General features: G+C 65.8%; 21 protein-coding genes. 9 read left to right on the forward strand and 12 right to left on the reverse strand.

Features of this window, described 5'->3' with window-relative positions; all coding sequences use genetic code 11:
- Positions 1–120: 120 nt before the first annotated feature.
- From SO139_RS22985 to SO139_RS23020, 8 genes are all read left to right on the forward strand, one after another.
- The gene (locus SO139_RS22985; protein ID WP_007598410.1) at positions 121–426 is read left to right on the forward strand and encodes an integration host factor subunit beta; all 306 of its coding nucleotides are present in this window, start codon (positions 121–123) and stop codon (positions 424–426) included.
- Positions 427–497: 71 nt separating this feature from the next.
- Positions 498–893, forward strand: a complete 396-nt coding sequence (locus SO139_RS22990) for a lipopolysaccharide assembly protein LapA domain-containing protein (protein ID WP_449381523.1) — start codon at positions 498–500, stop codon at positions 891–893.
- A 66-nt stretch (positions 894–959) separates the two neighbouring features.
- The gene (locus SO139_RS22995) at positions 960–1,619 is read left to right on the forward strand and encodes a phosphoribosylanthranilate isomerase (protein WP_449381524.1); all 660 of its coding nucleotides are present in this window, start codon (positions 960–962) and stop codon (positions 1,617–1,619) included.
- Positions 1,616–2,833, forward strand: coding sequence for a tryptophan synthase subunit beta (trpB, locus tag SO139_RS23000; protein ID WP_498540615.1), 1,218 nt, complete (start codon positions 1,616–1,618; stop codon positions 2,831–2,833). Before SO139_RS22995 ends, trpB begins: the two co-directional genes overlap by 4 nt.
- A complete protein-coding gene (gene trpA / locus SO139_RS23005; RefSeq protein WP_449381526.1) occupies positions 2,830–3,666 on the forward strand; it encodes a tryptophan synthase subunit alpha in 837 nt (278 codons plus the stop codon). Before trpB ends, trpA begins: the two co-directional genes overlap by 4 nt.
- 212 nt (positions 3,667–3,878) lie before the next feature.
- Entirely contained in the window at positions 3,879–4,820 is a 942-nt protein-coding gene (gene accD / locus SO139_RS23010) for an acetyl-CoA carboxylase, carboxyltransferase subunit beta (RefSeq protein WP_449381527.1), read from the forward strand.
- On the forward strand, positions 4,817–6,160 hold the full coding sequence (locus tag SO139_RS23015) for a bifunctional folylpolyglutamate synthase/dihydrofolate synthase (protein WP_449381528.1): 1,344 nt from the start codon (positions 4,817–4,819) through the stop codon (positions 6,158–6,160). Before accD ends, SO139_RS23015 begins: the two co-directional genes overlap by 4 nt.
- A 139-nt stretch (positions 6,161–6,299) precedes the next feature.
- A complete protein-coding gene (locus tag SO139_RS23020) occupies positions 6,300–7,040 on the forward strand; it encodes a metallophosphoesterase family protein (RefSeq protein ID WP_449381529.1) in 741 nt (246 codons plus the stop codon).
- Here SO139_RS23020 and SO139_RS23025 read toward each other — a convergent pair.
- The 12 genes from SO139_RS23025 to ubiE all read right to left on the reverse strand — a co-directional run bounded on the left by SO139_RS23025 (position 7,033) and on the right by ubiE (position 25,346).
- Entirely contained in the window at positions 7,033–8,076 is a 1,044-nt protein-coding gene (locus SO139_RS23025; RefSeq protein WP_449381560.1) for an ATP-dependent DNA ligase, read from the reverse strand. The genes SO139_RS23020 and SO139_RS23025 overlap by 8 nt on opposite strands.
- 143 nt (positions 8,077–8,219) lie before the next feature.
- A complete protein-coding gene (gene trxA, locus SO139_RS23030) occupies positions 8,220–8,540 on the reverse strand; it encodes a thioredoxin (protein WP_027528295.1) in 321 nt (106 codons plus the stop codon).
- Positions 8,541–8,604: 64 nt separating this feature from the next.
- On the reverse strand, positions 8,605–12,114 hold the full coding sequence (addA, locus tag SO139_RS23035; protein WP_474802519.1) for a double-strand break repair helicase AddA: 3,510 nt from the start codon (positions 12,112–12,114) through the stop codon (positions 8,605–8,607).
- Positions 12,108–15,254, reverse strand: coding sequence for a double-strand break repair protein AddB (gene addB / locus SO139_RS23040; protein WP_449381531.1), 3,147 nt, complete (start codon positions 15,252–15,254; stop codon positions 12,108–12,110). Before addB ends, addA begins: the two co-directional genes overlap by 7 nt.
- Before the next feature lie 167 nt (positions 15,255–15,421).
- Positions 15,422–16,144, reverse strand: a complete 723-nt coding sequence (locus SO139_RS23045; protein WP_449381532.1) for a nucleotidyltransferase family protein — start codon at positions 16,142–16,144, stop codon at positions 15,422–15,424.
- Between the two features lie 113 nt (positions 16,145–16,257).
- Positions 16,258–16,575: a PilZ domain-containing protein gene (locus SO139_RS23050; protein ID WP_473122645.1), complete on the reverse strand. Its 318-nt coding sequence runs from the start codon at positions 16,573–16,575 to the stop codon at positions 16,258–16,260.
- Between the two features lie 77 nt (positions 16,576–16,652).
- Positions 16,653–18,176 (reverse strand): tRNA (adenosine(37)-N6)-threonylcarbamoyltransferase complex ATPase subunit type 1 TsaE, encoded by a 1,524-nt coding sequence (gene tsaE, locus SO139_RS23055; RefSeq protein WP_449381534.1) that lies wholly within the window; start codon positions 18,174–18,176, stop codon positions 16,653–16,655.
- On the reverse strand, positions 18,173–20,677 hold the full coding sequence (locus SO139_RS23060; protein WP_498540616.1) for a PAS domain-containing sensor histidine kinase: 2,505 nt from the start codon (positions 20,675–20,677) through the stop codon (positions 18,173–18,175). Before SO139_RS23060 ends, tsaE begins: the two co-directional genes overlap by 4 nt.
- Positions 20,678–21,047: 370 nt before the next feature.
- On the reverse strand, positions 21,048–21,506 hold the full coding sequence (gene dut / locus SO139_RS23065; RefSeq protein WP_449381536.1) for a dUTP diphosphatase: 459 nt from the start codon (positions 21,504–21,506) through the stop codon (positions 21,048–21,050).
- Positions 21,503–22,957: a bifunctional phosphopantothenoylcysteine decarboxylase/phosphopantothenate--cysteine ligase CoaBC gene (gene coaBC, locus SO139_RS23070; RefSeq protein WP_449381537.1), complete on the reverse strand. Its 1,455-nt coding sequence runs from the start codon at positions 22,955–22,957 to the stop codon at positions 21,503–21,505. Before coaBC ends, dut begins: the two co-directional genes overlap by 4 nt.
- 56 nt (positions 22,958–23,013) lie before the next feature.
- Entirely contained in the window at positions 23,014–24,588 is a 1,575-nt protein-coding gene (gene ubiB, locus SO139_RS23075; RefSeq protein WP_449381538.1) for a 2-polyprenylphenol 6-hydroxylase, read from the reverse strand.
- The gene (ubiE, locus tag SO139_RS23080; protein ID WP_449381539.1) at positions 24,585–25,346 is read right to left on the reverse strand and encodes a bifunctional demethylmenaquinone methyltransferase/2-methoxy-6-polyprenyl-1,4-benzoquinol methylase UbiE; all 762 of its coding nucleotides are present in this window, start codon (positions 25,344–25,346) and stop codon (positions 24,585–24,587) included. The genes ubiB and ubiE overlap by 4 nt, the downstream gene beginning before the upstream one ends.
- Positions 25,347–25,427: 81 nt before the next feature.
- Here ubiE and mutM point away from each other — a divergent pair, with 81 nt between their 5' ends.
- Positions 25,428–26,309, forward strand: a complete 882-nt coding sequence (gene mutM, locus SO139_RS23085) for a bifunctional DNA-formamidopyrimidine glycosylase/DNA-(apurinic or apyrimidinic site) lyase (protein ID WP_498540617.1) — start codon at positions 25,428–25,430, stop codon at positions 26,307–26,309.
- The last annotated feature ends 106 nt before the right edge of the window (positions 26,310–26,415 follow it).

Genomic DNA, 26,415 nt, shown 5'->3' on the forward strand with positions numbered 1-26,415 from the left:
GACCCCCTTTCAGACCTTTGTCACGCACTTTAGCGCTGTCCAAGCTTGATTTAGCGTCTTGACAGATCAAGGCATTTTCACGGAAATGGTCATCCGCACGCTTCCGGGTCCTATCTCTCGATGATCAAATCCGAACTTGTTCAGCGTATCGCCGAGCACAACCCGCACCTTTACCAGCGGGATGTCGAGAACATTGTGAATGCGATCCTCGAGGAGATCGTCGCAGCGCTCGCGCGCGGCGATCGGGTCGAGCTGCGCGGCTTCGGTGCTTTTTCGGTGAAGCATCGCCCCGCGCGCGCAGGGCGCAATCCGCGCACCGGCGCCCATGTGCCCGTCGACCAGAAGAGCGTCCCGTTCTTCAAAACGGGCAAGGAAATGCGCGAGCGGCTGAACCGCGACCATCCGGACCCTGGCGCGCCAGACTAGGGCCGACGCCCAGGTTTACCGGCGTGGCCGCTTGATGCGGCCACAAGCATGATTCAAGGCGAGCGATCGAGATGCGAAAATTCCTGACCGCGTTGATCGTGATTCCGTTCTTCCTGCTGCTCGTGGTCTTCGCCGTCGCCAACCACCATTTCGTCACGGTTTCCTTCGACCCCTTCAATTCGGCCGATCCGTCGCTGTCGGTCGCCCTGCCGTTGTTCCTGCTCCTGATCCTGGTGGCGTTTCTGGGAGTGCTGGCCGGTGGCTGTGCCGTCTGGTTCGGCCAGCGGCATTGGCGGCGGGCGGCGCGCCGGCACGAGGCCGATGCGCGCTCGGCGAGGTCCGAATTGGCGGACTTGAGGGCCTCCGCGGCCGCCTCGCGGCCCGATCCGCAGCGGCTGCCGGTCCTCCCCACCGGGGCCGGCCTTTACGGTCCCGTCGGGCGAGACAAGCAGCGCGCGACGTTGTAGAAGCGGCCGCATCGAAAACCCCGTTTTTCCGGCCGCGGCTTCGCGGCCTCCTTGCGCTTCGAGACCATGACCCTGCTCGTCAAAATCTGCGGCCTGTCCACGCGCGAGACGCTTGACGTCGCGCTCGACGCCGGCGCCGACATGGTGGGGTTCGTGTTCTTTCCACCCTCGCCCAGGCATCTGTCGCTGGAAACCGGGCGGGATCTCGGCCGGCAGGTCAAGAAGCGTGCGCTGAAGGTCGCGCTCACGGTGGATGCCGACGACGCGACGCTCGACAACATCATGGACGCGCTGTCGCCGGACATTCTTCAGCTCCACGGCAAGGAGAGCACCGCGCGGCTGCGCGACATCAAGCAGAGGTTCGGCCGCCCGGTGATGAAGGCGCTGCCGATCGAGACGGCGGCCGATCTCGCGGTGCTGCCCGGCTACGCCGCGGTCGCCGACCGCATCCTGTTCGATGCCCGTCCGCCGAAGGACGCAACCCGGCCTGGCGGGCTGGGCGCGCCCTTCGACTGGCACCTTTTGGAAAACCTCGATCTGAAGCTGCCCTATATGGTCTCCGGCGGGTTGCACGCCCAGAACGTCGCAGAGGCCCTGCGACTCACCGGCGCCGGCGGCGTCGATGTCTCCTCCGGGGTCGAGAGCGCCCCCGGCGTGAAGGACCCGGAGATGATCAAAGCCTTTATTCGCGCGGCGCGCGCCACCCAAGAGTTGAGCGTACGATGAACATCGCCAAACCAAACTCCTACCGCAGCGGCCCGGACGAGCGCGGCCATTTCGGCATCTTCGGCGGGCGCTTCGTCGCCGAAACCCTGATGCCGCTGATCCTCGATCTGGAGAAGGCCTACAACGCGGCCAGGGCCGATCCGGCCTTCCAGGCCGAGATGAACGGCTATCTCAAGAACTATGTCGGCCGGCCCTCGCCGCTCTATTTCGCCGAGCGCCTCACCGAGCATCTCGGCGGCGCAAAAATCTACTTCAAGCGCGAGGAGCTGAACCACACCGGCTCGCACAAGGTGAACAACGTGCTTGGCCAGATCATGCTGGCGCGGCGCATGGGCAAGAAGCGCATCATCGCCGAGACCGGCGCCGGCCAGCACGGCGTCGCCACCGCGACGCTTTGCGCGCGCTTCGGCCTGGAATGCGTGGTCTATATGGGCGCCGTCGACGTCGAGCGGCAGCAGCCCAACGTCATCCGCATGGAGATGCTGGGCGCCAAGGTGTTTCCGGTGCAATCGGGCACGCGCACGCTGAAGGACGCCATGAACGAGGCGCTGCGCGACTGGGTCACCAACGTGCACAACACCTTTTACTGCATCGGCACGGTGGCTGGTCCCCATCCCTATCCGACGCTGGTGCGTGACTTCCAGTCGGTGATCGGCAATGAGACCAAGGTGCAGATGCAGGAGGTCGAAGGCCGGCTGCCCGATTCGCTCGTCGCCTGCATCGGCGGCGGCTCCAATGCCATGGGCCTGTTCCATCCCTTCCTCGACGATCCCTCGGTCGAGATCTTTGGCGTCGAGGCTGCGGGCCACGGGCTCACGCAATTGCATGCGGCCTCGATCGCGGGCGGCCGTCCCGGCGTGCTGCACGGCAACCGCACCTATCTCCTGATGAACGAGGACGGCCAGATCCAGGACGCGCACTCGATCTCGGCCGGTCTCGACTATCCCGGCATCGGCCCCGAGCATTCCTGGCTGCACGAGATCGGCCGCGTCAACTATCTCTCCGCGACCGACGACGAGGCGCTCGCAGCATTCCAGCTATTGTCGCGGCTCGAAGGCATCATCCCGGCGCTGGAGCCCGCGCATGCCATCGCCAAGGTGATGGAGCTCGCGCCGAAGCGGCCCAGGGATCACTTGATGGTCGTCAATCTCTCCGGCCGCGGCGACAAGGACGTCCCGCAAGTCTGCGATATCCTGAGGGGCAAGACCAAGTGACCACGCGTATCGATACCCGCTTTGCCGAGCTGAAGAAGCAGGGCCGCTCGGCCTTCGTCACCTTCGTGATGGCTGGCGATCCCGATCCGGCGACGTCGCTCGAGATCATCAAGGCATTGCCGAAGGCCGGCGCCGACGTGATCGAGCTCGGCATGCCCTTCACCGATCCGATGGCCGACGGCCCGTCGATCCAGGCAGCGGGCCTGCGCGCGCTCAAGGTTGGCATGACGCTCAAGAAGACGCTCGAGCTCGTGCGCGGCTTCCGCAAGGACGACAATGCCACGCCGATCGTGCTGATGGGCTACTACAATCCGATCTACATCTACGGCGTCGACAAGTTTCTCGCCGATGCCAAGACCGCCGGCGTCGATGGCCTCATCATCGTCGATCTGCCACCGGAGGAAGACGACGAGCTCTGCCTGCCCGCGATGAAGGCCGGCCTCAACTTCATCCGCCTGGCGACACCGACGACCGACGACAAGCGCCTGCCGGCCGTGCTCGCCAACACCTCGGGCTTCGTCTACTACGTCGCCATCACTGGCATCACCGGTGCGGCTGCTGCCGATGCCACGGCCGTGAGCGAGGCGGTTGCGCGCATCAAGCGGCATACAAAATTGCCGGTCTGCGTCGGCTTCGGCATCCGGACGCCGGATGCTGCCCGCGCCATCGCATCGCACGCCAATGGCGCGGTGGTCGGCACCGCGCTGGTCGATGCCCTCAAGAACAGCCTCGATGCGGAGGGGCGCGCCACCGGCAAGACCGTTGACGCCGTCGCCGAATTGACCGCATCCCTCGCCCAGGGCGTGCGGGGCGCGCCGCAGGCGGCGGAATAGGCCATAATTCCGCTTCTAAAGCGCGATGAGGTTGAGTTGAATCGTCATCGCGCTTTAGCTCTTTGTTTGAGCATGATCTTGTCGGAAAACCACTTCACACTTTTCCGGATCATGCTCTAACGCGGGCCACATAGCGGCTTGCCGGGGAAAGTCCCGGCCGCCATATATCTCTTCAAGCCATCCCAGGGCGGGATGGCTAATCGGAGCAAACCATGAACTGGCTCACCAATGTGGTCCGGCCGAAAATCCGCAACATGCTGCGGCGGGAGACGCCGGAGAATTTGTGGATCAAATGCCCGGATTCCGGGCAGCTCGTGTTCTACAAGGACGTCGAGGCCAACCAGTTCGTCATCCCCGGCTCGAACTATCACATGCGCATGGGCGCGGTGGCGCGGCTCAAGTCGATCTTCGACAACGAGACCTGGTTCGACGTCGCTCTGCCGGAGGTCGCCCCCGATCCGCTGAAATTCCGCGACGAAAAGAAATATGCCGATCGCATCAAGGATGCGCGCGCCCGCACCAATCTGAACGATGCGATCAAGGTCGGCTACGGCAAGCTCGAAGGCGCCGCCGTCGTCATCGCCGTGCAGGACTTTGACTTCATGGGCGGCTCGCTCGGCATGGCCGCGGGCGAAGCCATCGTGCGCGGGCTCGAGCTCGCGGTCGAGAAGAAGTCGCCGTTCATCGTGTTCGCAGCCTCGGGCGGCGCCCGCATGCAGGAAGGCATCTTGTCGCTGATGCAGATGCCGCGCACGACTGTCGCCGTGCAGATGCTGCGCGAAGCCAGGCAGCCCTACATCGTGGTGCTGACCAACCCGACCACCGGCGGCGTCACCGCGTCCTATGCGATGCTCGGCGACGTGCAGATCGCCGAGCCGGGTGCGCTGATCGGCTTTGCCGGCGCCCGTGTCATCGAGCAGACCATCCGCGAGAAGCTCCCCGAAGGTTTCCAGCGCGCCGAGTACCTGAAGGAGCACGGCATGGTCGACATGGTCGTGCACCGTCACGACCTGCGCCCCACCCTGGCGCGACTCTGCCGCCTCCTGACCAGGTCGCCGGCACTCGAGGTCGTGTCGAAATCAGCGCAGCCGGTGACGAGCGCGGCGCAGATCGTATCGGCCCCCGAAGTGGCGCCGGCCGCACCGCACGCGTGAACGCCTCCGCTGACAGCGCAAAGCCGTCGCTCGGTGCTGTAGTCGAGCGGCTCTCGGCACTGCATCAAAAGCGTATCGATCTCGGGCTCGAGCGGATGCATCGCCTGCTCGAGCGGCTCGGCCATCCCGAGCGCAAGCTGCCGCCGGTAATCCACATTGCCGGCACCAACGGCAAGGGCTCGACGCTTGCCTATCTCCGCGCAACGCTCGAAGCAGCAAACCTGCGCGTTCACGCCTATACCTCGCCGTATCTGGTCCGGATCAACGAATGCTTCCGGCTCGGCCGCCTCAATGGCGGCGTGCTGGTCGGTGACGACGAGCTGCGTGCCGCGCTTGAGGAGGTCGAGCGCGTCAATGCCGGCGAGGCCGCGACCGTGTTCGAGCTCAAGACCGCCGCCGCCTTTCACTTGTTCGCGCAAAATCCGGCCGATGTGGTGCTGCTCGAAGTCGGCCTCGGCGGACGACTCGATTCGACCAACGTGATCGATACGCCCGCGGCCTCCGTGATCACGCCGATCAGCATGGACCACATGGATTTCCTCGGGGATAGCTTGAGCGCGATTGCCGGCGAGAAAGCAGGGATCATCAAGCGAGGCGTGCCCGTGATATCGGCCGAGCAGACGGGCGAGGCGACGGCGGTGATCGAAGCGCAGGCCAAGCGCATGCGTGCGCCGCTGTTTGCTGCAAACGAGGGCTGGCACGTCAATGTCGAGCACGGACGTCTCGTCTATTCCGACGATCGCGGTCTGATGGATCTTGCGGCGCCGCGCCTGTTCGGCCGTCACCAGTTCGACAATGCCGGCCTTGCGATCGCGACGCTGCGCGCGTTGAGCGCCTTCAAGATACCTCATGCGGCGTTCGAAGCCGGAATCCTCGGTGCCGAATGGCCGGCGCGGATGCAGCGGATCACCTCCGGAGCGCTGCTCGGCTGGGGACCACGGGGCTCCGAGATCTGGCTCGATGGCGGACACAACGCGGAGGGCGGCCGCGTCGCGGCCGCCGCGCTCGGCGATCTCGAGGAGCGGGTGTCGCGTCCCCTGGTCGTGATTGCCGGGATGATGGCCAACAAGGACGCGCAGGGGTTTCTGGCCAATTTCGCCGGCCTTACCCGCCACATCATCGCGGTGCCGATCCCGGAAACCGAGAACGCCATGCCGGTCGACCGGCTTGCGGATGCCGCGCGCAGCTTTGGCATGCGCGTCGAGATCGCGCCCGGCGTCGAGGCCGCGCTGCGCGCGCTGTCACGGCTCGCCCATGACGTGCCGCCGCGCATCCTGATCACCGGCTCGCTTTACCTCGCCGGTCACGTGCTCGACATCAACGGCACGCCTCCTGCATGAAACTCTCGTGTCCCGGACGCGGCGCGGCATGTCATGACGCGACGCAGAGCCGGGACCCAGTGCTTGTTTTGTGGGCCCCGGCTCTGCAGCGCATCACTACGTGCTGCGCTGCGTCCGGGGCACGAGATTGGGAACGACGATGCGTTTTGCCGCGATTGCCGACGTCCATGGAAACTATCTCGCGCTGGAGGCGGTGCTGGCCGATATCCGTGCACACGGCATCAAGGACATCGTCAATCTCGGCGACATGCTGAGCGGGCCGCTCGATGCACGACGGACGATCGATATCCTGATGTCTCTGGACGCCGTGCACGTACTCGGCAACCACGATCGCTATCTGCTCGACCGTCCTCCGGAGAAGATGGGCTCATGGGATCGTCCCGCCCATGGGCAGCTAGACGGTTCTCATCTTGACTGGCTACGCGCGCAGCCGATGACGCGCGTGTTTCGTGACCAGGTGTTCCTCTGCCACGCGACGCCGGAGGACGACGAGGTCTATTGGCTCGATACCGTTCATTCCGATGGGACCGTTGCGATGTCGCCGCTGGATCGCATCGAGCAGCTCGCGCACGGCATCGCGCAATCCCTGATCCTCTGCGCGCACACGCATCTTGCGCGCGCCGTGCGGCTACGTGACGGTCGGACGATCGTCAATCCCGGCAGCGTCGGCAGCCCCGGCTATCGCGATGAGCATCCGTATCCGCACCTCGTCGAGGCCGGCACGCCGCACGCGCGCTATGCGATCCTCGAGCTGGTGAACGGTGCGTGGCAGATGACGTTCCGCCACATCGCTTACGATCACGAGGCGATGGCCGCGCTTGCGCGGCGCAACGGTCAGGGTGAGCTCGCGAACGCGCTCGCGACGGGGTGGATCAGATAGACATCTTCGCCGTACCGGGCGGGGCCTGCTTCAGCATCTTCATGGGATCCGCCACCTTCTGCTTCAGCTGCACGAAGGTGCATTGCCGCGGTGCCTTGTCGGGTCGCCAGCGCTGGATCGAGGTGCCGTGGCGAAAGCGTTCGCCGCTGAAATGGTCGTAGCAAACCTCCACAACCAGCTTCGGCTTGAGTGGGCACCATTTCGCCGAGCGTTCGGTGGACCACCGGCTTGGACCGCCCGGCGCGTTGCCGGTGAAGCCGGGCTCGCCGATCAGCGCTTCCAGCTTCTCGGTCAGCGCCGGCTTCTCCCCCTGCTTCATCGCCGAGGTGAAGCCGACATGGTGCAGGAGGCCCTTGTCGTCATAGAGCCCGAGCAGCAGCGAGCCGACCACCTTGCGGCCGGCGATCCTGTTGGTCGCATAGCGGAAGCCGCCGACCACGCAATCCGCGCTGCGAAATCGCTTGATCTTCTGCATGCCGTCGCGCGTTCCGGCCTGATAGGGCAGGTCGACGCGCTTGGCGATGACGCCGTCCGAGCCGCCGCCGGATCGTGCCAGCCATTTTTGCGCGGTGGCAGGGCTCAACGTAACCGGTGAGAGACGGAAGTTCGCACCGTTCCGGAAACTGATTTTCGCGAAAGCTTCCAGCGCCGGCCTTCGTTCGCTCAGTGGCTTCCCTGCAAGCTGCTTGTCTTTGACGCTTTTCAGCAGATCGAACGCGAGAAAGAGCGCCGGCGTGTCCTGAGAGAGCTTCTTGACCCGGCTCGCGGCGGGATGAATTCGTTGCAGCAGCGCGTCAAAGGAAAAGCCCTTGCCCTGCAGCACGACGATCTCGCCGTCGAGCACGAAGCTGCGCGCCTTGAGCTTCAGTGCGGCGGCAACGAGCTCGGGAAAATAGCGCGCGAGATCCTCACCGGACTTGGAGCGAAGATCGACACTCTTGCCATCGCGCGAAAGCAGGCAGCGAAAGCCATCCCATTTCGGCTCGTACTGCCATTCCCGTCCGCGCGGGATAGCATCGACCGAGCGTGCCTCCATGGCAACGAGTGAGGTGGATCTGTGCGCGCGTTTTCCGGGAGGGGCAGGCAAGAGCGGGCCTCGTCAACTCAGGACATGCCTCCCAACGCAAAACGGCCGGCATTTCGCCGGCCGTTGTCGAAAATAATCGTCGCGAAAACGGATCAGACCGCAGCGGTGATCCACTGCTGCAGCTTTGCCTTCGGTGCTGCGCCGACCTGGCGCGAGGCCATCTCGCCGCCCTTGAAGATCATCAGGGTCGGGATCGACATCACGCCGTACTTCGACGCGGTCTTCGGGCTCTCGTCGACGTTGAGCTTGACGATCTTGACCTTGTCGCCCATCGCGCCGGCGATCTCGTCGAGCGCGGGGGCGATCATGCGGCAGGGGCCGCACCATTCGGCCCAGAAATCGACGACCACCGGGCCGTTCGCCTTGAGCACTTCGGCTTCGAAATCGGAATCAGAAACCTTACCAACGGCCATGGGGATACCTCGCACAATGAGAGAAGGGCGCGACGGGAATCGCGCCCGAGATCATGGCGTCAACCTATGAACGGCGCCTTGCCGGGTCAAGGATGCTCACGCCGACATGAAGGGATGCCAGCGCCGCGTCCAGCGCGGGAGCGGAAATCTCCATATATTCAAGGGTCTCGGTCCAGAGCAGGACCGCTCTGACCGGCGTTTGGGGATAAAGGGAGGAGAGCACGGCCCGGTACAGCGCGAGTTGGCGGACATAAGCCGCCGGCGCCTCCGCGGCGCTCTTCGGCGCCACCTGATTGGTCTTGAAATCGACGATCAGGACCTCCCTGGGGGTTACCACCAGCCGGTCGATCTGGCCCGACACCAGCGCTGGCGGCCGGCCGGATCGGTCCAGCCGGCCGACGATGGCGACCTCGGCGCGGCTGCCGGCGGCAAACACGGCGGCAAAACGCGGTGCGGCGATCAAGGCGAGCACCTTGTCGGCCAGCGCCACGCGGTCGGCCTCCGGCCAGTCCGCGGCGTTGCGCGCCATGAAGCCGAGCGCGGCCTCGCGCCGGCGGTCGGTGGCGATGTCGGGCAGGGATTGCAGCAGCCGGTGCACCAGCGTACCGCGCTGCAATGCAAGGGCCCGGGACTGGACCGATTCGCCTGTCCGGACAGCGCGGCCTCCCTCGGCGGCTTGGCCCGAGGGGCGCAGCGGATCGTCATCGAGGATTTCTTTCGGCGCTGGGGTACGCAGCCAGTCCGGCAGCGCGATTGTCTCGTCAACGGAGGTCGCAGGCGTGCCCAGCGGCGCGACGTCCTCCCGACGGGCAAAGCGGGTCACCTTTCCAAGCGGCGTCTCCATCGTCTGCTTCTCAAGGCCGGAACCGGCGAGGCCCTTGTCGACGAGGTCGTACCAGCAGAGCTTGCGCACCGTGTTCATGTTACCGGGCATGCAGCCGCCGACGATCAGCCGGTCGGCCGCGCGCGTCATTGCGACATAGAGCAGGCGGCGATATTCGTCCTCGGTCTCCTCGAGCATCGCCTTGCGCGCGTCGATGACGGGTTTCGGATCGTCCGCCTTCCGCCCGGCCCAGACCACGACCTCACTGCCATTGCCGCGCGGCACATGGATCAGGCGCAGGCGCTGCGTGTCCGCGGGCGAGGACGTGGTGTCGACCATGAACACCACGGAGGCTTCCAGACCCTTGGCGCCGTGCACGGTCATGACGCGGACCTCGTCGCGCGAGATCTCCATGTCGCGCTTCACCTCGGTGTCGGCCGAGCGCAGCCAGGCCATGAAACCTTGCAGCGAGGCCGGCGCCTTGCGCTCGTAGTTGAGCGCGAGCTCCAAGAATTCGTCGAGCGCATCGTTGGCTTCAAAGCCGAGCCGGCGCAGGATGCGCGCGCGGCCTTCGTCGCCGCCAAGCAGCCAGGCATAGAATGCGAACGGCGTCTCATTGCGCGCGTGGACGTCGCAGGCTTCCAGCCGGCGCTGCACGGCTGTGAATTTCTCGCTTGTCCGCGCGTGCTCGGCCAGCGCACGGCGCAGCGATCCCTTACGGTCCCAGGCGAGTGCAAACAGGTCGTCATCGTCGAGGCCGAACAGCGGGCTCTTCAGCGCCACCGCGAGCGCAAGATCATCCTGTGGCAGGAGCAGCGCATCGGCGAGGTTCATCAAATCGATGATCGCGATGTGCTCGGTCAGCTTCAACCGGTCGGCGCCGGCGACGGGGATGCCGGCGTGCTTCAGCGCCTGGATCACCGCGTCGAACGCGTTGCCGCGCCGCCGCACCAGGATCAGCATGTCGCCATAGCGCAGCGGCCGCCGCTCACCTTCGTGACCCGTCAGCGTGCCACTCTCCACCAGACGCTTGATCTCGGCCTGGATGCGGCGGGCGAGCTTCACCTCGGGGCTGGTGACGGAAACGCCGTCGAATGGCGCGCGCCAGCCTTCGATGTCCTGCCTGTCGTCGGCTTCCGCAAGGTCCCAAAGCTCGATCAGGCTCGGGCCGGCATCGCTGAGCGCATTGTGCAGGGGATGGCCGATCTCGATCGCGTGGATGCTCTTGTAGATGTCCGGCTCGCGGAACACGCGGTCGACCGAGTGCAGGATCGTGGCGCCCGAGCGAAATGAATAGGTGAACGCGACGGGATCGAATTTCAGCCCGGCTGCGGTGAATTTGCGGTGCAGCTCGCGCCGGCGCGCGTCGAATTCGTGCGGCGCGGCGCCCTGGAACGAGAAGATCGACTGCTTCTCGTCGCCGACGGCGAAGATGGTCCGGTTGAGGCCCTCACGCGCGCCCTCGCCGGCGGTGAACTCGGAGATGATGTGCGCGACGATGTCCCATTGCCGCGGGCTCGTGTCCTGCGCCTCGTCGATCAGCACATGATCGACGCCGCGGTCGAGCTTGTAGTGCACCCAGCCCGAGCTGATGCGGTTCAGCATCGTCAGCGTCTTGTCGATGAGGTCGTCGTAGTCGAGCAGCCCGCGCTCCTGCTTTTCGCGGCGGTAGTTCGCCGCCGCGGCGGTCGCAATGTGCAGGAGAGCCTCGGTGCGGTCGCGCACGGTGACCGCGCGGCGCTTCTCGATCAATGCGCCGAGGCGCAGCGCCTCGGCCTCGAACAGGCGCGCGACGGAGGGGTTGTGATCGCCGAACTTCCTGGTCAGCACGGCCTTGCGTGGCAGCTTCTCGTCGGTAAGGAAGACGCTGAGATAGGCATCGACCTGCGCGCTGCCGGAAAACACTTTTGCCGCACGCAGCCGCTCTGCCTGGTCGTTATCGGACTTGCTGCCGTCCTCCAGCGCAAAGGCGATGTCGTCCCAGCGCGATCGCGGCAGGAAGGGGCCATCGAGAATTTCAAGCTCGAGGTCTTCCATGCGGTCAGCGGCATCGACGCCCAGCACCGCCGCCATCTCCGCGGCAGCTGCCTCGGCGCTGCCGGCCGCATCGGTCCAGGCCATGAAGTGATCGCGGCTGAGGCAGGCTTCACGCACAACCTCCTTGAACGTGACGTCCGCGGCGTGCGCCATCGCCGTGAGCAAGGCGCGGCCGGTGACGCTATCAGGATCGCGCGCGGCCTCCAGCAGCACCTTCAGATTGGCGCGCTCCATCATGTCGGTCTGGTCGCGCTCGTCGATCACGGCGAAGCGTGCCGGCACGTTGGCCTCGAACGGGAACTGCTGGAGCAGTCGGGTGCACAGCGCGTGGATGGTCTGCACCTTCAAGCCGCCCGGCGTCTCCAGTGCACAGGCGAACAGCTTTCGCGCCTCACGACGCAGCTTTGCGGTGGGATAGGGGATCCCGGCGGCGCGGATCGCATCGTCAAGCGCTGTGTCATCCAGCGTCACCCAATGGCCGAGCGTCGTGAACACGCGCTCGGCCATGTTGGCGGCTGCCGCCTTGGTGAAGGTGATGCAGAGGATCTTTTCCGGAGGCACGCCCGACAGCAACAGGCGGATGACCCGCTGCACCAGCACATGCGTCTTGCCCGAGCCGGCATTGGCCGACACGAAGGCCGATGCGTTCGGGTCGGTGGCGCGCGCCTGCGTCGCGCGCACGGCATCAGGGATGGGGCGCGGCGCCTTCACCATTCCTCGATCCCTAAGCCGCCGGCGGCGGACCATTCCTTGATACGTGCGAGATCGTCATAGCTGCCGTAGCGGTTGGTCCACATCGGCAGGTTCAACGAGGTGTAGGCCTGGTTCTCGTCCTCGAAGGCGCGGATCAGCGCTTCCAGCTTGTTTCGCGCTTCCGTGGCTGCGGTGTCCGGCGGCTGCGGTGTGTCACTCGGCTTGATCTTGAGCTCCAGGATGCGCTCCTCGCCCGGCGGATTGTTGCCGCTCAGCCGAACGTAAACGAGCTGGCTGACGGATGAGCCGGCGTCGATGTCGGGAAAACCGCCCTCGCGCAGGATCGCCGCTTCCAGCGTGAGCTGCGGCGACAATCCCATGCGCACCTGCTTGCCGGTCGGCGGCTGGCCGGTCTTGTAGTCGAGGATCGCGTAACCGCCGCCCTGGCGCTGCTCGATGCGATCGGCGCGCGCGGAGAGATAAAACGTGCGCTCATTGTCGAGCGGGATTGATATCTCGCCGCGGGTCTCGGCGGCGATCGCCTCGATCGCGTCGCGCCGCGCCTGCTCCCATTCGCCAAACCAGCGTGCGATACGCTGGAAACGCGGCCACCACAACGCCCGCGCTTCCGGGCGCTCCATCAGCGGCGCAAAATGCTTTTCGCCGATCGCACGCAGGACACGCACCGGATCCTGCGGCAAGCGGGCGGCATAGACTTCCGTGAACTCGCCCAGGGCATCGTGGATGGCAGAGCCGCGGTCGGCAGCGGAGAGCGGCATGTCGACGGGATCGAGCGCGTCGAGCCGCAAAATGTATTTTGCGTAGATCGTGTAGGGATCGCGCAGCCAATCCTCGATCGCGGTGACCGACAGCTTCAGCGGCCGCGTTGCGCGCGGCGGCCGCGGCTCGGGCTGCTTGATCGGCTTGACCTCGTCGGGCTGATCCAGCGCGCTCGCGAACAGGACATATTTTTCACCTGCGCGTTTTGCCGCCTTCCAATGCTCGTCGCCCGCGACCGCTTCCAGCCGGTGCAGGAAGCGCGAGGCCACCGCCGGCGCGCCGCCGGCCTTGGCGGAATGGGTCAGGATCACCTCGTCGGCGCCGAGCAGCTGCGCGAAGTCATGCGCGGAGAGGCCGATGCGGCGCTCCGGCAGATCGAGACCGAGCTCGTGCCGCATCGGGCGGCTGAGCCAGGGATCGATGCGCGGCGAGGGTGGCCACACGCCTTCGATAAGCCCGCCGACGATGATGCGGTCGGCCTGCATCAGGCGCGATTCCAGAGGACCATAGATCTGGAGCCGCGCGCCGGGCTTGTCCGGCCGCCGCACCGCGCGGTCGCCGAACGCGGTCTGGAACACGTCGGCATAGTCTGGCAGCGGAACCACCAGCCCGCTCGTCGTGCCGCCGCGCAGGAGATCGTCGAAGGCGGCGGCGAGCGCCAACCCTTCGCGATCCTCGAACGCAAGCGCGATGCCCTGCTCGTCGCGCGACAGCGCGATCAGGATCTCGCGATGGCGATGCGCGAGCTCGGCGAAATCGTGAGGTTTTGACGATGCCAGACTCTCGATCGGCGCCAGCGCCGCCTGCAACGCCGCGATCAGTGCCTGGATACGATCGAGGTTTTCGGCCTTCAGCCGTGCGCGGGGCTCATTTCGATGCAGAGCGGAGACCTCGCTCCGCCAGAGTTTTCCAAGCTCATCGCGGAAGCGGGTGAACTCGCGCGAGAGCCCCGCCGTGCCGGGCGGCGGGCGGGTGCCGCGCAACACCGCGAGCTCCAAGCCCTCGATTGCGGCCGTCCACGCACCGGGCACCGCGCCGAGCCGGCACAGCGGATGCTTCAGCAGCGCAAGCAAGGTCGGCGGCTCCAGGCCCTTGGTCGCAACTTCCGCCGCAAGGCGCGCAAACGTGCCGGCGGAGGTTTCCATCAGCACGTCGCCGCCGGAATCGTCGAAGGCGAGATCCCAGCGCGCGAGCGCCGCCATCACCCGCCGCGCGAGCGCGCGATCCGGTGTCACCAGCGCGGCGGATTTGTCGAGATGCCGCGCCTCGCGCATCGCAATCGCAATCGCGAGCGCTTCCATCTCGGGATTGGGCGCCTCGACGACGGCGAGCCCTTTCATGCCGGCGGCGATCTTGCCGGCGACATCGCGCTGCTTCAGCCGGTCGTGCCACCTCTCGGTCGCGCTTGACGGCCGCATCACTTCGGAAGCGAGGAGATCGCGTCCGCCTTCCGCCGGCGGTTGGAGGATATCGACGTCGCTGCGCTTGATGCCGAAGCGCTGCAGCAGCGCGTGCATGGCATATTGCGGATGATTGGAGGCGGGATGTTCCGCGAACTGGCCCAGCGCATCGCGCACGCCGCCGATGGTTCTCCAGGCGTCCTCGTCGAGATCGGTGTCGAGTCCCGGCAGCACCACTGCGCCATGCGGGAGCGAAGCAACCGCGTGCAGGAATTTGGCGGTGGCCGGCATCGAACCGGTCGAGCCCGCTGCGATCACGGGTCCTGTGCGATGCGCGGTCAGCCGCTTTGCCTCTGCGGCGATCAGTTGATCGCGCCGCGCCGCGGGTTCGATCCGGTTGATCTCGGCGAGATGGCTCGGCCAGGCCTCGCGCGCGATGCGCAGGAACTGAAGCGAATGTTGCCAGTATTGATCGAGCTGGTCGGGAATGAGTCCGTCGAGCGCGCTCCAGTCGACGCCGCGCGTCACCATGTCGTCGATGAGGCGCGCAAGATCCGAGGCGAGCGCCAGCGTCGAGGCGGGGCCGCCGACCACCAGCGGCGCCAACACCTCGCCTTTGGCCCAGGCCGCCACCAGCCGGGCCAGCGTCAGCCTGCGTTCGAGCTCGCCAAGGCGCGGCGGAATGTCGAGCGGTGTTGTGCCGGAAAACTGCTCGGCCTCGTCGGCAAAAGCGAGTTCGTCCTCGTCGATATCGCCGAGGGCGACGATGCGCGGCAACACCACCGCGTCCGCCTTCATTTCCTCCAGGAAGATCTCGCGCACAACGCGCATCGCGCGCCGCGTCGGCAGATAGAGCGTGGCGTCCGCCAGCCGCGCCGGTTCGCTGCGCGCCTCAAAGCCATCGACCAGCCGGCCGTCGAGCAGCGCGGCGACGACCGTACGCAGGAAGGGAACCGAAACTGGAACGGTGAAGACGCGCATGAGCTGCCTGATTCGCCGACGCAGGATGCATCATGGTCCGCTGTTAGCACCACTTGGTAGGGTGGGCAAAGGCGCGCTTGCGCCGTGCCCACCACTTCCGAGTCCGATCGTTTGATGGAAGAGGTGGGCACGCTGCGCTTTGCCTCCTACGAAGTCGACCGTGGGCCTTAAGCCACGCTCTCCAGAAACGCCTCTTCGGCGGCGTGCACGGCATCGGGGGTGCCGACGTGCATCCACAGGCCGTCGAGGCGGAGGCCGAACAGCCGCTCCTGCTCGCCGGCGCGATCGAACATTTTCGTCAGCGAGAACCCGCCCTTGGGTGCGCCGGCGAAGATCGTCGGCGAGATGATGGCCGCACCCGCATAGACGAACGGCACCACCTGGTTCTCGCGGCGGGCCCGCAAGGTACCGTCCGGCAGCATCGAGTAGTCGCCGCGGCCGCTATAGCCGATGCTGCTCGCGGTCGGCGCCATCAACAACAGGATGTCCATCCGCGCCGGGTCGAAATTCTCCGCAAGCCGCTCCAGGTTGGAGCGCACGCCGTCGATCCAGAGCGTGTCGGAGTTGACGTGGAAGAAGGGGGCATCGCCCAGCAGCGGCAGCGCCTTGACCACGCCGCCGCCGGTGCCGAGCACCTGGTCGCGCTCGTCCGAGATGATCACGCGCGGCTGCTTGCGGCCGGCGACGTGGTCGATGATCTGGTCCGGCAAATAGTGCACGTTGACCACGGCTTCGTCGACGCCGGCCTGGCCGAGCTTGTCGAGCACGTGGTCGAGCAGCGGCTGGCCTGCGACGCTCACCAGCGGTTTCGGCATCTTCTCCGTCAGGGGGCGCATGCGCAGGCCGAGGCCGGCTGCGAGCACCATGGCTTTGGTCGGTTTGACGGGCATGCCTGACTTTCTCGAAAACCTCAATTTCGCGGCCCCAGCAATCCTAGCACGCGGATCAGCCGGCCAAACCGCCATAATCACCTGGGATGACGTTTGTACGACGGGTGTTGCAATCAAGCTCCCGCGGATGTGGACCGCGCCTTTTTCCTCTTGTCGCCCTGCTTGAGGAAGTTGACGCCGATCTGGTCGCCATTGACCCAGGCAAGCTCGCAGCGCCGGTAGGCCAATCCGGTCGACGACAACAGTAGAAAAAATTCCTTGAGGTGCAGGCCCTCGACCGAGCCCTCGATGGTGAGCTTGGCGCCGGTCTCGGAGACGTCTTCCATGGTGCAGTCGCGCCGCCAGGTTCCGTCGATCCCCATCATATGGGCAGGTATCCCGCGCTCGAAGACGACGCGGTCGCCTTTGCGTCGTTCGGTGCTCGCTGCCATGCGTCCTCGCTTCCGACCTGTGTCTTTGCGGCCTCCAGCAGGCGAGATTACGGCTGCGATGGCTAACACCCGGTAAATCAGCCTCTCGGCGGCGGAACGTTGGCAACGTACCAGTCGCGCAGATGGGCCAGTGAGGGATGGGCCAGCGAGCGCTGAAGATAGGTCCAGATCCGCGGCTGATGGCGCAGATAATGCGGCTTGCCGTCGCGGCGGTTGAGGCGCGCGAAGGTGCCGAGCAGGCGCGTATTCCGCTGCGCCGACATGATGGCGTAGAGCTCGGCAAAGCCCGCCGGATCGAAGCCGGCATCGCCAGCGCGGCGCGCCTTGATGTAGCGCGACAGCAGCGTCAGCTCGAGACTCTCGGGCACGTCGATGCGGGCGTCCTGGAGCAGCGACACGACGTCGTAGGATCGCGGCCCGAGGACGGTGTCCTGGAAGTCGATCACGCCGAGACGCGCGATGCCCGTGCGGTCCGCAAGCCAGATCAGGTTGGGCGAATGATAGTCGCGCAGCACCCAGGTCCTCGGCGCCGCCAATGGCTTTGCGAGCAGCTCGCGCCACATCGCGAAGAATTCCGCGCGTCTCTCCTCGGTCAGCGGGGCATCGCGATCGGGGAGGTACCATTCCGGCATCAGTCCGATCTCGATCAGGAGTGCCTCTGTGTCGAAGACGGGAATGGCGTAGTCGCCGTGACCGGACAGCGGCAATATCTCCGGCAGCGCCCTGCCGTGCAGTGCTGCCAGTGCGTCGGCCGCGACCTCGTAGCGTTCGGCAATGGGGCGCGGCGGGTCGCCTTCGATCACGCCCTCGCTGCCAAAGTCCTCCGTGATCAGGAAGCCATTGTCGAGATCGGAATGGTGGATGAAAGGCGCGGAGATGCCCTGCGCGCGCAAGCCTTCGTCGATCGCGACGAAGGGTTTTACGTTCTCGGCGAGATGCACCGCGGCGCTGTAGGATTTTCCGCTGTAGATCGCGGCGCCGTCGGGGCGCTGCGGAAAGTTCATCAGGATGACGATGCCGTCGTCGCGGAGCAACCGCGCATAGGAGCGGGTCGAGGCATCGCCATTCATGCGCCGCCGCGTCGACTCCATGAAGCCGGACCTGTCGAGGAATTCACGCAGCGCCTTCAGCCGCGCGACCGTCGCTGCAGCCTTGCCGTAGCCGGTGATGTCGGCCGCGCGCGCGGTCGACCCGAGTGCCGGCCGATGCGTGAGCGCGATATCGATGCGATCAGCAGGCAAGGCGGACGGCGCGCGCTCCGGCCATTCGACGAGAACGAGCGTGGCTTCGGGCAGCGGCGACAGGCCGATCTCCTCGAGCTCGCCTTCGTCCTCGACGCGATAGAGATCGGCATGCAGCACCGGATAAGGCGGCAGCTCATAACCCTGCACCAGCGTGAAGGTCGGGCTCGGCACCTCCAACATCGTGTCGTCGGCGAGATAGCGGATCATGGCCCGCGCGGCCGCGGTCTTGCCGGCGCCGAGATCACCAGAGAGTGTGATGACGTCGCCGGATCCGACCAGCAGCGCGAGATCGGCCATGAGCTGCGCAGTCGCCGTCTCGTTGAAAAGCGCGACGGAGAATGTCGTTGATGCGGTCATTCGGCGGCGTCGCGATGCGCCGCCTGGTCGGTCGGGAAGTCGCAGGTCACGGTCGTGCCCCTGCCGACGATCGAATCCACCCGCACCTTGCCGCCATGCAGCTCGACGAAGGAGCGCACCAGCGACAGGCCGAGACCGGCGCCGCGATGGCGCGAGCCTTGCGAGCGGCTTTCGAACCAGTTGAACACCTTGTCCTTCATGTCGGCAGGTATTCCAGGCCCGGAATCTGTCACGGTGAAGACCACGCTGCGCTCGGTGCGGCGCGCACTGATGCCGACGATCGAATCCTGCGACGAGAAGCCGACCGCGTTGGCGAGCAGGTTATAGAGTACCTGCACTACGCGCTTCTCGTCGCCGACGAAGCTGCCGACGTTGGGCGCGATCTCGACCTTGAGGCGGATGCGGTCCGTGGCGAGCCGGTCCTGGATACCTTCGGCGGCAAGCTCGATCGCCTTGGAGACGTCGACCGGGCCGAGCTCGAGTTTCATCGCGCCAGCGTCGATGGTCGCAAGATCGAGGATGTTGTTGGTCAGCGCCAGCAGCGCGTTGGTCGATTTGGTGACGTAGTCGAGATATTCGGCCTGCTTCGGCGTCAGCGGACCGGTCGAGGGATCGCTGAGGAAGTGCGCAAAGCCGATGATGGTGGTGAGCGGGGCGCGCAGCTCGTAGGAGACGTGGTGGACGAAATCCACCTTCATCTGATCGGCGGCTTCCAGCGCCTCGTTACGCTCGCGCAGCGCACGCTCGACGTTCTCCGTGTCGGTGATGTCCTGGAAGGTCAGCATGGTGGCGCCGTCGGGCAGCGGCCGGATCATGCCGTTCACGACGCTGCCGTCCTTGCGCTCCAGCTTCAGCGGCACATCGGCGCGATTCTCAATCGAGGTGATGGCCTCGCGGATCTGTCGCCAGACGTTCGCTTCGTCGAACAGCGGCTGGCACCAGCCCTCAACGGTCTGGATATGCGGCTGCTCGCGCAACGCCTCGTTCGACAGCTTCCACATCCGCGCGAAGGCCGGATTCGACAACTGGACCTTGCCATTGCTGCCGAACACCGCGACGCCTTCGGCGAGACTGTCCAGCGTCTCGCGCTGCACGCGGATTAGGCCGTCGAAGCGGCGCGCAAGATCAAGACTCTCGGTGACGTCGTCGAACAGGTAGGTGACGCCGCCTTCGGGGCTGGGCGTGGTGACCACCGAGAGCGCGCGACCGTCGGGTAGGAACCAGGTGTCATGGGCGGTCTCGACCGCGCGATAGGCCTCGTGCAGCTTGGCCTTCCAGGCGCGGAAGTCCGGCTGTTCCGGCAGTTTTCGCGCGGCGCGGAGCTGGTCCAGCACGCTGGAATCATCGGGATTGGCATCGAGGAAGGTGCGGTCGAGATCCCAGAGCCGGCGATAGGAGTCGTTGTAGAAGGCAAGTCGCCGCTGTCCGTCGAACACGGCAACGCCAGAGGAGAGCTGATCGAGGGTACGGCGATGCGCCTCCGCCATCCGTACCAGCGCCGAGCTCAGCGCATCCGCTTCGCTGGCGTCGATCGCGACGCCGACGCTGCCATCGCCGACATTGACGGCACGCACGTCATAGATGCGGCGCTCGCCGCCGATCACGATTGGCAGGCGAGAGGTGAAGTTGGTGGCGTCCTTCAGCCCGCGCTCCATGTCGGCGCGGTCGGCGCTGTCCAAAAGCTCGAGCTTGCGCTCTTGGGCGTCGGTGACGCTCAAAGCTTCGGTTGCCCGCACATAGGCCGGGTTGGCGTAGGCGAGCGCGCCGTTCGCGCTCTTGGCCCAGATCGGCCAGGGGCTAGACGCGGCAAAGCCGCGCAGCATCTCGGTCTCGTCGAGCAGCGCCTTGTGGCGCAGATTGGTTTCGGCGAGCTCGCGCCGTAGCCCCGAGAGTTCGCGAATCCTGACGATGGCCTGACCGCCGATGGCGCGGCCGATGGCTTCGAGGGTGCGGCCGCTCGCTGTGGTCAGGTTGAGCTGGAACCCGTCGCCATGCTCGCGCAGCGCATCGACGGCATGATCCATCTGGAGCGCCGGCTCCGGCGGCAGCCAGGTTCCAAACGCCAGCACGCGCTGCGGCGAGGAATCGCGGGGCATCACCATGGAGATGTCGCCTGAGATCTGGGCGCGATTATCGCCTGCGGGCCAGGAGATGAGGATCTGCGGCTCGGCGAACAGCAGCGCGCCGAAGCGGTCGGCCTGCAGTTGCAGTTCCCCGATCCGGGTCTGCAACCGCTCCTCGTTCTTCGCCGTGCGGACGCGGATTCGCATCAACAGGATCGCGGCGACCACCGAGAAGCCCAGCAAAGCGAGCGCGGTCGCCAGCACCGCGATCTCCTGCCGGTTGAAGTCCAGCAATGTGGAAAGTGTGTCGATGAGCTCGGCGGCATTCGCCGGCGCAGCCGGAAGCAACGCCGCGAGAGCGCCGCCGATCAGGCCGTTGCGCGCCAATGACGTGCACGATAGCAGCGTCCGACGCATCGACACGATCACGCCTGACATAATTGCCCCAAGACCGCACGAATTTACGCTCGGCGATCTCCCCCGCCGCGCGCGAATCAAAAGACAATATCCCCTTCGTGACTCGACCGGTAAGAGTCCAGATCGTGAACGCAAAGGTGGCCCCAAAAAAATGCGGGCCAAGCGGTTCCAGGTTCATGTAGCTCTGCGGGTGATTCGGCTGGAGTTGCCGTGCCTTAGTGCGCCGTGTGGATTGCTCGCCACGATGAAGGTGCGCTCCCTCTCCCGCTTGCGGGGGAGGGCTGGGGAGGGGGTGTCTCCGCAACGGGGCGCTCCCGGTGTGGAGAGAGCCCTCACCCGCCACGCTCTGCGAGCGCGTCGACCTCTCCCGCAAGCGGGAGAGGTGAAGAAACTAGCGTCCGGTCGAGCCGAAGCCGCCGGCGCCGCGATCCGTCGCCGACAGCGTGGCGACGGGAACCAGGGCGGCCTGAACCACCGGCGCGATCACCATCTGCGCGATGCGCTCGCCGCGCTTGACCACGAACGGCGTATCGCCGTGATTGATCAGGATCACCTTGATCTCGCCGCGATAGTCCGCATCGATCGTTCCGGGCGAGTTCAGCACGGTGACACCGTGCTTGGCGGCGAGACCCGAACGTGGCCGCACCTGCGCCTCGTACCCGGCCGGCAATGCGATCGCGAGCCCCGTCGGTACCAGCGCATGCTTGCCGCAGGCGAGCGTCAGAGGTTCGCTCTCGAGAACGGCGGCCATCAGGTCGAGACCGGCGGCCTCGGCCGTCTGGTAGGCCGGCAGCGGCAGGCCTTCGGCATGACCCAGGCGTTGCAGTTCGACGGTGACCTTCGTGCTCAAGATGCGGGCTCCAGGAATTTGTCGGCCACGCTTTTCACGACATGCGCGATCAGCTCGGTGGCGACCTGTTCCTTGGTCATCACCGGCCAGGAATCAACTGCAATCTCGCCGTCCTCCCCACCGCTTTTGCGGCTGAGCAGGTGCACGGTGTTGCGGTCGCCGCCCATCACGCCGGTTGCTGGCGAGACGTCGTTGGCGACGATCCAGTCGCAGCCCTTGCGCGCGAGCTTGGCCTTGGCGTTGTCGATGAGGTGCTCGGTCTCGGCGGCAAAGCCGATCACCAGCGGCGGGCGCCTGTCCGTCAGCTTCGAGATCGTGGCGAGGATGTCGGGATTTTCGACGAGCTGCAGCGGCGGCATGCCGGCCGACGTCTTCTTCAGCTTCTGCTCGCCCTCATTGGCGACGCGCCAGTCGGCAACCGCGGCGGCGAAGATGGCGATGTCGACCGGAAGTGAGGCCTGCACATGCTCCAGCATCTGTCGGGCTGATTCGACGTGCTTGACCGTGACGCCATCGGGATCGTCGAGGTCGACCGGGCCGCTCACCAAAATGACCTCGGCGCCTGCGGCCTGCGCAGCGGCGGCAATGGCAAAGCCCTGCTTGCCGGAGGAACGGTTCGCGATATAGCGCACCGGATCGATCGGCTCATGCGTCGGGCCTGCAGTGATCAGCACGCGCCTGCCCGCGAGTGGCCGCGGCACCGGCGGCCGCAGCAGGCGCTCGGCGGCCGCAGCGATCTCGACGGCCTCCGACATCCGGCCGACGCCGGCCTCGCCTGCTTCGGCCATCTCGCCGGCATTGGGGCCGATCATCACCACGCCGTCGCGCTGGAGCAAGCCTACGTTGCGGCGTGTCGCGGCGTTATTCCACATCAGCGGATTCATCGCCGGCGCCAGCAGGATTTTTCGGTTGGTGGCGAGCAGGATGGCGCTGGCAAGATCGTCGGCATGGCCGCATGCCATCTTGGCCATCAGGTCGGCGGTCGCCGGCGCCACCACGATCAGGTCGCAGTCGCGCGCGAGGCGAATGTGGCCGGCGTCGAACTCGCTCTGGGGGTCGAACAGGTCGGTATAGACGCGCTCATGGGACAGCGCGCTTGCCGCCAGCGGCGTGACGAATTGCTGCGCGGCCTTGGTTAGCACGCAGCGGACCTCGACGCGCCGCTCCTTGAGCCGACGGATCAGGTCGAGCGACTTGTAGGCTGCGATCCCGCCGCCGATGATCAGGGTGACGCTGGCCTCGGGCAGGGCGCCGGCGCGCGGTGATGTGGAGGCGGGGAAGGCTGCCACGGGCGGCACCGCGAATGGTGTCAGCGGCTCCTCGCGGCCCTCGATCAGCTCCCGCAGGATGACCCGGACCTCTTCTTCGACCGACCTATGGTTCTTGGCCGAGCGCAGGCGCAAGTAGGTTTTGATGCCTTCGTCGAGCTTGCGGATGGTCAGGCTGGCCATGGGGCGGACCTCCGATGATGTGATAGCGATGCTATCACATCATGAATGCATTGCAATCAATGTCCGCGGATGGCGAGCAGGATTCCGACCAGGGCAAGGGCAATGACCCAAAGGCCAACTGTCTGCCACCGGGCTTTGCGCCCCTCCGCTCGGGCCATTTCCTCGATCGTGTCCGACGACAGCATGTGGCCTTCGCGGGTCATGGTTTCCAACTGCTCAAGCACTGTCACGGCGCGGCTGGCGATTGCTGGCAGTCCCGCCAGCACCCGGCCGAGCTCGCCGGCACCGGACATCGCGCCCTGGATGCGACCGACCGGGCCGAGATTGTGCGCGATCCACTCGCGCACCACGGGGTCGGCGGTCTTCCAGATGTCGAGCTTGGGATCGAAGCCGCGCGCGACGCCCTCGACCACCACCATGGTCTTCTGGAGCAGGATCAGCTCGGGTCTGGTCTGCATGTCGAACAGGCCGGTGACCTCGAGCAGCAGCGTGAGCAGTCGCGCCATCGAGATCTCCTCGGCGGTGCGATTGTGAATCGGCTCGCCGATGGCGCGGATTGCCTGTGCAAAGTTCTCGACCGAATGGTGCGAGGGCACATAGCCCGCCTCGAAATGTACCTCCGCGACGCGGCGATAGTCGCGGGTGATGAAGCCGAGCAGGATTTCGGCGAGGAAGCGCCGCTCCTTCAGGCCGAGCCGGCCCATGATGCCGAAATCGACCGCGACGAGATGCCCGGCATCGTCCAGGAACATGTTTCCCGGATGCATGTCGGCGTGGAAGAAGCCGTCGCGCAGCGCGTGGCGCAGAAAGCTCTGGATGATCTTTCGGCCGAGGTCGGGCAGGTCGACATTGGCTTCCTTCAGGCGCGCGTGGTCATTCAGCGCGATGCCGTCGATCCACTCCATTGTCAGCACGTTGTGCGTGGTGCGATCCCAATCGACCGTGGGCACGCGGAAATCCGGATCGTCCTGCGTGTTCTCCGCCATCTCCGACAGCGCCGCTGCTTCCAGCCGCAGGTCCATCTCCATCGCGACAGAGCGCGACATGGTGTTGATGACCTCGACGAGGCGCAGGCGGCGCGCTTCGGCCGAATAGGTCTCGGCCTTGTGCGCGACGAAGAAGAAATCGGAGAGGTCGCGCCGGAAGCGCGCGGCGACGTTGGGTCGCAGCACCTTGATCGCGACCGCCTTGCGCACGCCGTTGCGCATCACTTCGCCGCGATGCACCTGCGCGATCGAGGCCGCGGCAACGGGCGGGCCAAAGCTCGCGAACGCCTCCGTCAGAGGACGCTCCAGCGATGTCGCGATTTGGGTTTCCGCTTCGGCCTGCGAAAACGGCGGCAGGCGATCCTGGAGGCTTTCGAGGTCGCGCGCCATGACGACGCCGACGACGTCCGGGCGTGTTGCCAGGAACTGGCCGAGCTTGAGATAGGCCGGGCCCATCCGGGTCAGCGCGCGCGACAGTCGCGGTCCGTGCTTTGGGCCGCGCCGTTCGACGAGGCGGGCAAGCTTCAGGGCGAGTTGTCCGGGCGGCGGCACCAGGCTCGGATCGACGGCGCCGAACACGCCCTCGCGCGCGAACACGATCGCGGCGCGGGCAAGACGCGCAATGTGGGTAATGGCAGAGATCACAAACGCCAGCCTGAATGCAATGCGACGATGCCGCCGGACAGGGTCTGCCAGCTCACGCGGGAGAAGCCGGCCGCGCGGAGCATGTCGGCGAAGGCGTTCGGCTTGGGGAATTTGCGGATGGATTCGACGAGATACTGATACGATTCGGCATCGCCCGTGACCATGCGGCCGAGCGGCGGAATCACCTTGAACGAGAACAGGTCATAGAGACGATCGAGCCCGGGCATCTCGACCGTGGAGAACTCCAGGCACAGGAAGCGGCTGCCCGGCTTCAGCACCCGATAGGCCTCGCCGAGTGCGAGATCGATCCGCGGCACGTTGCGGATTCCGAAAGCGATCGTATATGCGTCGAAGCTGCGATCGGCAAAGGCGAGTGCTTCGGCATTGCCCTCGACGAAGTCGACCTGGGAGGCAAGATGCCGCTTCTCGGCACGCTCGCGTCCCACGGCCAGCATGTTGGCGTTGATGTCGCAGACCGTGGCATGAAAGCCGGGGCCCGCGGCCTTGGCGGCGCGGAACGAGATATCGCCGGTGCCGCCGGCGACGTCGAGCAGCGCGAAAGGCCGCTCGCCCTTGGGCGGATCGAGCGCATTGATCATGATGTCCTTCCAGACCCGGTGCAGGCCACCGGACATCAGGTCGTTCATCAGGTCATAGCGCGAGGCAACACTGTGAAACACATCGTTCACCAGCGTCTGCTTGTCGCTCAGGGGGACGTCCCTGTAGCCAAAATGCGTGGTTTCGCCCGGCCGATCCATTACTCTACTCCACGAGGCGGACCATAGCGCGGCCGCCGCAATGGCGCTATCACACCGCCTTCATAAGGTGAATGCCTGACCATGCCTGAATTGCCCGAAGTCGAGACCGTCCGCCGCGGCCTCCAGCCCGTCATGGAAGGTGCAAAAATCGTCAAGGCGGAGGCCCGCAGGGCCGATTTGCGCTTTCCCTTTCAGCCGGATTTCGTGGCGCGGCTGCAGGGGCAGGTGGTCACCGGGCTCGGCCGGCGCGCAAAATATCTCATGGCCGATCTTGCCTCCGGCGACGTGCTGCTGATGCATCTCGGCATGTCCGGCTCGTTCCGTGTGATCAAGCCGGATGATGAAAAATTGCCGGGAGAATTTCACTATCCCAGGGGCAAGGACTCAACGCACGACCACGTGCTGTTTCGCATGTCCTCAGGGGCCGACATCGTGTTCAACGATCCGCGCCGCTTCGGTTACATGAAAGTGATCGCGCGCAACGCGCTCGAGGACGAGCCGCTATTGCGCGGGCTCGGCCCCGAGCCCCTCGGCAACGAATTCGATGCCGCGATGCTGGCTCAGTCCTGCGCCGGCAAGAAGACCAGCCTGAAGGCCGCGCTGCTCGACCAGCGCGTGGTGGCAGGGCTTGGCAACATCTATGTCTGCGAGGCGCTGCATCGCTCGCATCTGTCGCCGCGACGGATCGCCGCCACGCTCGCCACGCGAAAGGAGGAGCCGACCGATCATGCCAGGCGGCTGGTCGGCGCGATCCATGCCGTGCTCAACGATGCGATCAAGGCGGGCGGCTCGAGCTTGCGCGATCATCGCCAGACCTCTGGCGAGCTCGGCTACTTCCAACATTCCTTCAAGGTCTATGATCGCCAAGGAGAGACCTGCAAGACGTCGGGCTGTGGCGGCATCGTGAAGCGCTTCACCCAGAACGGACGATCGACGTTCTGGTGCCCGAAATGTCAGAAGTAGCGGATCAAGCTCGCGGCCGAGAAGCCGTGATGCTTTCAAGAGGCTAAGCGAAGCAATCCGGCCGGGCTGGTGACCGGATTGCTTCGCGGCTTGCGCTCCCTGCTAC

This window comes from Bradyrhizobium sp. UFLA05-89 (genome assembly GCF_059803475.1).

What these genes read in the sequence shown, in the direction of transcription:
- SO139_RS22985 (WP_007598410.1), top strand. Translation starts at nt 121, where the DNA reads ATGATCAAATCCGAACTTGTTCAGCGTATCGCCGAGCACAACCCGCAC.
- SO139_RS22990 (WP_449381523.1), top strand. Translation starts at nt 498, where the DNA reads ATGCGAAAATTCCTGACCGCGTTGATCGTGATTCCGTTCTTCCTGCTG.
- SO139_RS22995 (WP_449381524.1), top strand. Translation starts at nt 960, where the DNA reads ATGACCCTGCTCGTCAAAATCTGCGGCCTGTCCACGCGCGAGACGCTT.
- trpB (WP_498540615.1), top strand. Translation starts at nt 1,616, where the DNA reads ATGAACATCGCCAAACCAAACTCCTACCGCAGCGGCCCGGACGAGCGC.
- accD (WP_449381527.1), top strand. Translation starts at nt 3,879, where the DNA reads ATGAACTGGCTCACCAATGTGGTCCGGCCGAAAATCCGCAACATGCTG.
- SO139_RS23020 (WP_449381529.1), top strand. Translation starts at nt 6,300, where the DNA reads ATGCGTTTTGCCGCGATTGCCGACGTCCATGGAAACTATCTCGCGCTG.
- SO139_RS23025 (WP_449381560.1), bottom strand. Translation starts at nt 8,076, where the DNA reads ATGGAGGCACGCTCGGTCGATGCTATCCCGCGCGGACGGGAATGGCAG.
- trxA (WP_027528295.1), bottom strand. Translation starts at nt 8,540, where the DNA reads ATGGCCGTTGGTAAGGTTTCTGATTCCGATTTCGAAGCCGAAGTGCTC.
- addA (WP_474802519.1), bottom strand. Translation starts at nt 12,114, where the DNA reads ATGGTGAAGGCGCCGCGCCCCATCCCTGATGCCGTGCGCGCGACGCAG.
- addB (WP_449381531.1), bottom strand. Translation starts at nt 15,254, where the DNA reads ATGCGCGTCTTCACCGTTCCAGTTTCGGTTCCCTTCCTGCGTACGGTC.
- SO139_RS23045 (WP_449381532.1), bottom strand. Translation starts at nt 16,144, where the DNA reads ATGCCCGTCAAACCGACCAAAGCCATGGTGCTCGCAGCCGGCCTCGGC.
- SO139_RS23050 (WP_473122645.1), bottom strand. Translation starts at nt 16,575, where the DNA reads ATGGCAGCGAGCACCGAACGACGCAAAGGCGACCGCGTCGTCTTCGAG.
- tsaE (WP_449381534.1), bottom strand. Translation starts at nt 18,176, where the DNA reads ATGACCGCATCAACGACATTCTCCGTCGCGCTTTTCAACGAGACGGCG.
- SO139_RS23060 (WP_498540616.1), bottom strand. Translation starts at nt 20,677, where the DNA reads ATGTCAGGCGTGATCGTGTCGATGCGTCGGACGCTGCTATCGTGCACG.
- coaBC (WP_449381537.1), bottom strand. Translation starts at nt 22,957, where the DNA reads ATGGCCAGCCTGACCATCCGCAAGCTCGACGAAGGCATCAAAACCTAC.
- ubiE (WP_449381539.1), bottom strand. Translation starts at nt 25,346, where the DNA reads ATGGATCGGCCGGGCGAAACCACGCATTTTGGCTACAGGGACGTCCCC.
- mutM (WP_498540617.1), top strand. Translation starts at nt 25,428, where the DNA reads ATGCCTGAATTGCCCGAAGTCGAGACCGTCCGCCGCGGCCTCCAGCCC.